We start from the raw sequence: 5,556 nt of genomic DNA, 5'->3' as shown, positions 1-5,556 counted from the left end.
GGCCGCAACGACGGTTGCGGCCGCCGCTTCACCCTGCCCCCTTGACAAAATGCTCCCCATATCAGTTACAGGGGGCGTCGCCGGGCGTGTAGTACGGCACCCCGGTGGGGCCGTAGCACGGCGGCCGACCTGCGGCGGCCTGCGCAGCCGCTTCGTCGTCTCCCGCGATCGCCACTCCAGCTGCCGCGTCGCCAGCAATGTGCGAGCAACCACCTACGTCGACATGGCGGCCACCGGCGTCAGCACAGACGTCTGCTCTGCTGACTCCGGGCGTCTGGATCGTCGCGATCGCCGCGGGTGCTGCAGCAAGCGCTACCACCATTCCGAAGCCGGCGGCCCAGGACCTAATGCGTTTACTCACTGCGTCATCTCCTCGTCGCCACAAGCGCTGGCGCCAACGTCGTGCTGACACCAAATAAAGCGAACGTGGTAATTGGAGTGTAGCCGCGTCCAGCAGGCGCGTCGGTTGGCTCAATTGCACCCGGCGGCGTTGACCCATCTGCCGTTGTAGCTGACGCATCCGCTGACGTTCGGAGGAGGCGGTGGGTCGTAGGGCACCAGGGCGTAGTAGGCAGGCGGTCCGTCTGGTACCGCGCGCCATCAGGTAAAGCCCCACATCAAGAAACCGCCCCCACCAAGTTTCGATGGGGGCGGTTCTGGTGGTGGTGGTGGTTATTTGGTGGCGCGGCGCAGGCCGACACCGATAGCCGCGACAGCCACTCGGCGTTGCGCTAAATGAGGAGTTCACGGGGAGTTCACGAATTTTCGTTGGGTCCGTGGAAACCGCACTGTACCTGCAATAACGCTGGTGCGCGATACTGGGATTGAACCAGTGGCAGATCGCTACTTGCGCACGCGCGTGTATCCGTGGAGTGTGACCCGCAGCAGCCTTCTCCTAACCATTGTGAGCCTTTTCTCACAAGGGTGTAGTAGTCGGACATTCTTCGACTTTGACCGCCCCACCCCTTTCTCGACCGTTGGGCAGTCATCGATTTTTACGTACGGCTCGAAAATTCTCGGGATTGCCCCTGGTCGTGGGCACTCGCTGCTGGGCAGCAAATGTTTCCTGCCCGTGGTTAGCCAAAACGCCGAAGGGAGTTTTAGGCATCAATGAAGGTGAATTGGATGACAGGTGGTAGGTGCGAAATTGCAGTCATTGCCGAGCTCAGCAACGATGCTGCGTACGAAGCCGACCATGAAAAATACCGCCACGAGGGCCAGGAGCAGGTACATCAGGATGAGTGTCCCTGTGGCAGTGCGGTTGACCCATGCGACCATGGGTGTACGGGGTGCGGGCTTATTGAAGCGTCCATAGAAGCGCGTGAGGGTCGGAGTGGTCTGGCTTTCAAATATGCTTTGGGCTGGCTGACTGAGTTGGTTGGCGGATTTAACCGCTTTGACGGCGACACTTCCAGCTTGCGGTGCGCTGCGTGCCAATCCCCGCAGTCCCCAGAAGATGGTGCCAGCGATAGCGCCCCCGCCGAGTAGGCCGGCTAGTAGCAGGCGCCCGGTTGCGGCTCCCGACCAGACAATTCCGGAGGCGATCAGAACAGCGATAATGGCAATCATCACGTGGTGGAGAGCCGCGCGTTGTGCAGCTCGGATCGCGGTTTTGAGCGCTGCGGTCGGTGTCAGTTTACGAGCAGTCGTGCCGATTATGTCGCCGTTGGCGAGCGTGGCGGCGTAGGACTGCAGCTCTTCCCGAGATGTCGGCGTGCTGGCGGCGTTGAGCTCGATCCAGTCGTGTGTGTTTTGGGCTGATGCGCGCAGGATGGCCTGCAAGACGCGGAACTGGATGGATTTATCTCCGAGCTGATCTCGCCCGTGGGTGTAGGCGCGTCTGTACGCGTTGACGAGTTCGTGTACGTCGCTTTCTGTGACGTTCTCCATGTCCCTCACCAGATCGGGTTCGTCGACGCCGCCGCGTGCAACAAATGCTCGTGTTCAGATTATTGCCAGTCCGTTCGTCGGGCATCCGACTGCACCCCTGGTCGACGATATTGCTCATAAAATATTGAGGAACTAGGGTGCACTACTCGTACATTCTTTGACATGGAGTTGGCTGCCCCCTAAGACGACGAGAGGGCGTTCATCTGAGCGATCAGGCCGCCTGGGGAGAGCGCAGGGGCGACCAGTCGGCTAGAGCCGACTCGCGGCGAAAGTCGCGGCCTGATTAACCATCCCGGACTGCACATAGCGAGAGTGCGCCGACGTATCCCCGCCGTCGGAACAGATCGGATCTCCGGGATTACACAAGTCTATGGCCTTAGCCCCATACAGCGGGCTGATCGCGGTCAGCGGTGCCCCCAGCGATCTAACCCACGGATTTCCGAAGACGGCGACCGCGGCAACGTGGTCAGCCACCTCCGGCGGCATCGGCGCGGGGATGAAGCCCTGAGGTGGCACACCCGCCGCGGTGATGAGATCGATCACTGCCGCGCCTAGGGAATATCCACCGAGCACCATCCTGGTATCGGGACAGTTCGCCGCCATGTACTCGACATGGGCGCTCGCATCTTTAGCGCCGGCGGAGGCGGAGTTAACCAACTCATTGCTCGTCGCAGGGTAGTTGACTGCATACACCCCGAGGGATCTCCCGCCGACTTGCGGGCGCAGCGAATCGACAAATGCCTGTCCTTCCCAGCCAACACCAGGTGGCTGATCGCTGCCGCGAGCGAACACCACCTCGATGTTGGGGCATGGAGCTGCAGCGGCGGTGGAAGGAATGCTGACGGCTGCATTTAGCATCGCGCAGGTGGTCAGAACTGCAGCATCAAGGAAACGAGCAATCTGGCGGGCGCTCACGTCGTCCATGCTGACATGTGGCGGCAATCTGCGGCCAAGGCCGCTCGATCTCGTCGGCCGCTTCGAGTGGCGCCGTGGCGAGTTCGCGGGCCTCTTGACGCGTCAGCGGGTGTCGCTGCAGGTTTTGACATTAGGGGCTCTCGATGCCGGTGCTGGGTGGGTGACAGCAATCTCATCCTGGGTGGTGTGCCACCCGGCGAGCTATTGCATGCTTATTGCATGGTCTCTGTCTTGCAGACCTAGACACATATCTTCACCTGCATAAACATTGGTGCGCGATACTGGGATTGAACTAGTGGCACACTGCTACTTGCGTACGCACAGCATATTCGTCGCGTGCGACGATGAACGGCGATACGCGCTAGTTGTGCGCGGGGTTCCTGTTCGGTCAGGTCTACGACGGTCGCACTTGGCTCGTTCGTCTTGACCGACTCAATGCCCTTGTGGGCACTTTCCTTCGTCTCGTACCCCTGGCTGGCGGCGATGATCTCCCCGTTGGCTGCCTTGAGGTGGAACCGGAAATCCCCACTCTTGTCCTTGAACAACTCAAACTTCGCAGCCATCGCAATCTTCCCTTGATCGAGTGGACGGAAAACACGATAGTCCGAGAAACGGTTGGCGCCGCAACGAACTGGTCGTCGGTGCTGTCCGCGTGGGCGACACTGATCACTGGCACCAGCGCTAAAAACCGCCCACACGACGGCCGCCGTCATCTTCTGCAGCATGAATTGAGATATTTCGCCGCGGCACCGCCGCTGGCCAGGGCCGTTCGGCCCGCTTTCGCAGTCCCAAAGTCACTGTGCCGTTGAAGCGCGGGGAAGGCCCGGAATCTTCAAAACGGCGGCAAGTCGTCGACGCCGAACGGTTGAACTTGACCCTGGCGCCACTCGCGGAAAATCACAAGTGTGGCAAGTCCCGTCGCGGGGTCGAAATTGCGGTCAGGGCTGTGGACGCGGCTCACTCCTCCTTGCCGTATTTCATGAAGTCGAGGTTCCAGTACGCGCGCATGTTGGTGATGAGGCCGGCGTCGTTGACGCGGTAGGTGAACACCCCACGGATCGTGCTGGTGAATCCGCCCTCAAACTTGCTGTGCAGCACCAGGATATAAGCGATCTCATCCGGCGAACTCGACGGGAACGCCTCCTTGTATGTGATGGTCAGCTGGTTGGTCGCGATGTTGGCGTCGAAGAAGGCGCCGGCGGACTCTTTTCCGCGCACCCCGGTGCCATCGGGGTTGGTGACGGACTTGCCGATCGGCTCTTCGATGAGTATGTCGTCGGCCATCAGCGCCAGCCAGCCGTCCCGGTCGTGGGCTTGCGCGCACCGCCACGATGATTGCGACGCGGCCAGTGCCGGGGTTTGGCCTGTTTCGGTCATGGTTACCTTATCAATGGCACAAGCAGCGCGTGCCGGCTTGGGCGCTGATCGCCTGAAACGCCTTGCCGTGGCTGGAAAACAGCGACGCGATGGCCGCCGACACCTCATCGCCACCGGCGGCGAGCATTCTGGTGGTCGAGGCCGCGGCCGCATTGTTGGCCTCGCTGAGCGACGAGCCGATGCCTGCCGCATCTGCCGCCGCTGCCTCCAACATGTCCGGCGCTGCGATCAAATACGACATCGTTGACCTCCGACCCGAGTTATCGATCCCTTAGGGAAAACAGTGTTGCATTTTGTGATGAGTTTCATATCAGTTACGCCAAATCGCCTCGACTTATATTTTTCGGTATGGTAAATAACCCATATTTTTCGGTGTGGTAAATAACCCATATTTTTCGGTGTGGTAAATAAAGCGGCCCCAGGCTGGGGCTTTTGGGGGCGCTGGTGGCTAGCGTTTCCTCTCTATATATAGGTCGCTAGCTTGCCGTTGCTGCGGCGAGGTCACGTAGAGGTCACGGCGCCCGGTTTCCGGGCTAGATACCTATGATCACCTGCATAAACTCTGGTGCGTGATACTGGGATTGAATCAGTCACGGCTTGCCAAACGGCGAGGACGCTTACGCCTAATCTGCTATCTCCGAACGTTTGTGGTGTCGCCCAAATCCCGGTCACACCGTACTGCGTTTGTTGACGCGGGCGACGACGCCATTGAGGAACTCGTCGCTATCATCGACAAACTGCGCCCGCACGTCGTCGTGACTTATGACCCGAAGGGCGGCTACGGCCATCCCGACCACGTGCAGACCCACCGCGTCACTGCGGCTGCTATCGCGGCCGGCCGGTGGAAAGTACCGAAGTCTTACTGGACCGTCCTTGCCTCGAGCGCCCTGCAAGCAAGCCGCGACACGGCGCGAAGTCCCGTCCGACTGGATGAGCCTGCCCAACCTTGGCGAAATGGAGTTCGGTTACCGGGACAGCGACATCGGTGCGGTCATCGACGTAGGAGAGTATGTGTGCGCCAAGATCGCAGCCCTGGCCGCCCATGCCACCCAGGTCGCCCTCGCGCCCGATCGCCGTTCTGTTCTCGTCTCGAACAACTTCGTGCAACCGATTCTGACCAAAGAGCACTACATCCTCGCAGCGGGCGCCCCCGGGCCACATGACAGCCAAGGCTGGGAAACCGATCTTCTAGCCGGGTTGAGCCTCCAATGAATGCCTAGCCCGGGGCTTTCACGGAAAGTCGTTGTGGGGGTGGGTCGTTCATGAAGAATGGTGCTCTGAACTGGGATAATTGGGGTTGCTGAAATCCTTTTTATCCTGCTGATCGGAGCACCAATCTGGTGGGTAAGTCTACGTCGTGCTACCCGTCGCTGG

Annotated in this window: 5 protein-coding genes and 3 pseudogenes; 2 read left to right on the top strand and 6 right to left on the bottom strand. The window is 60.3% G+C overall.

Features of this window, described 5'->3' with window-relative positions:
• Window positions 1–61: 61 nt before the first annotated feature.
• The 6 genes and pseudogenes from ACLP9N_RS38880 to ACLP9N_RS38855 all read right to left on the bottom strand — a co-directional run.
• Entirely contained in the window at window positions 62–361 is a 300-nt protein-coding gene (locus tag ACLP9N_RS38880) for a hypothetical protein (protein ID WP_442412370.1), read from the bottom strand.
• A 746-nt stretch (window positions 362–1,107) separates the two neighbouring features.
• The gene (locus ACLP9N_RS38875; RefSeq protein WP_442412369.1) at window positions 1,108–1,890 is read right to left on the bottom strand and encodes a hypothetical protein; all 783 of its coding nucleotides are present in this window, start codon (window positions 1,888–1,890) and stop codon (window positions 1,108–1,110) included.
• Window positions 1,891–2,139: 249 nt separating this feature from the next.
• Window positions 2,140–2,805: a cutinase family protein gene (locus tag ACLP9N_RS38870; protein WP_442412371.1), complete on the bottom strand. Its 666-nt coding sequence runs from the start codon at window positions 2,803–2,805 to the stop codon at window positions 2,140–2,142.
• Between the two features lie 386 nt (window positions 2,806–3,191).
• Window positions 3,192–3,368 (bottom strand): annotated as a pseudogene (locus ACLP9N_RS38865) (YegP family protein); the annotation flags it as partial.
• 394 nt (window positions 3,369–3,762) lie between these two features.
• Window positions 3,763–4,182, bottom strand: a complete 420-nt coding sequence (locus tag ACLP9N_RS38860; RefSeq protein ID WP_442412368.1) for a nuclear transport factor 2 family protein — start codon at window positions 4,180–4,182, stop codon at window positions 3,763–3,765.
• Window positions 4,183–4,219: 37 nt separating this feature from the next.
• Window positions 4,220–4,423: pseudogene (locus ACLP9N_RS38855) on the bottom strand (PE family protein); the annotation flags it as partial.
• Window positions 4,424–4,751: 328 nt separating this feature from the next.
• Here ACLP9N_RS38855 and ACLP9N_RS38850 point away from each other — a divergent pair.
• Both ACLP9N_RS38850 and ACLP9N_RS38845 read left to right on the top strand, forming a co-directional pair.
• A pseudogene (locus tag ACLP9N_RS38850) lies at window positions 4,752–4,952 on the top strand (hypothetical protein); the annotation flags it as partial.
• Between the two features lie 160 nt (window positions 4,953–5,112).
• Window positions 5,113–5,394, top strand: a complete 282-nt coding sequence (locus ACLP9N_RS38845; RefSeq protein ID WP_442412372.1) for a hypothetical protein — start codon at window positions 5,113–5,115, stop codon at window positions 5,392–5,394.
• The last annotated feature ends 162 nt before the right edge of the window (window positions 5,395–5,556 follow it).

Origin of the sequence: Mycobacterium sp. (assembly GCF_052144515.1) — a bacterium.
Lineage (GTDB): Bacteria > Actinomycetota > Actinomycetes > Mycobacteriales > Mycobacteriaceae > Mycobacterium.
This window is presented reverse-complemented; position numbering and strand designations above follow the sequence as displayed.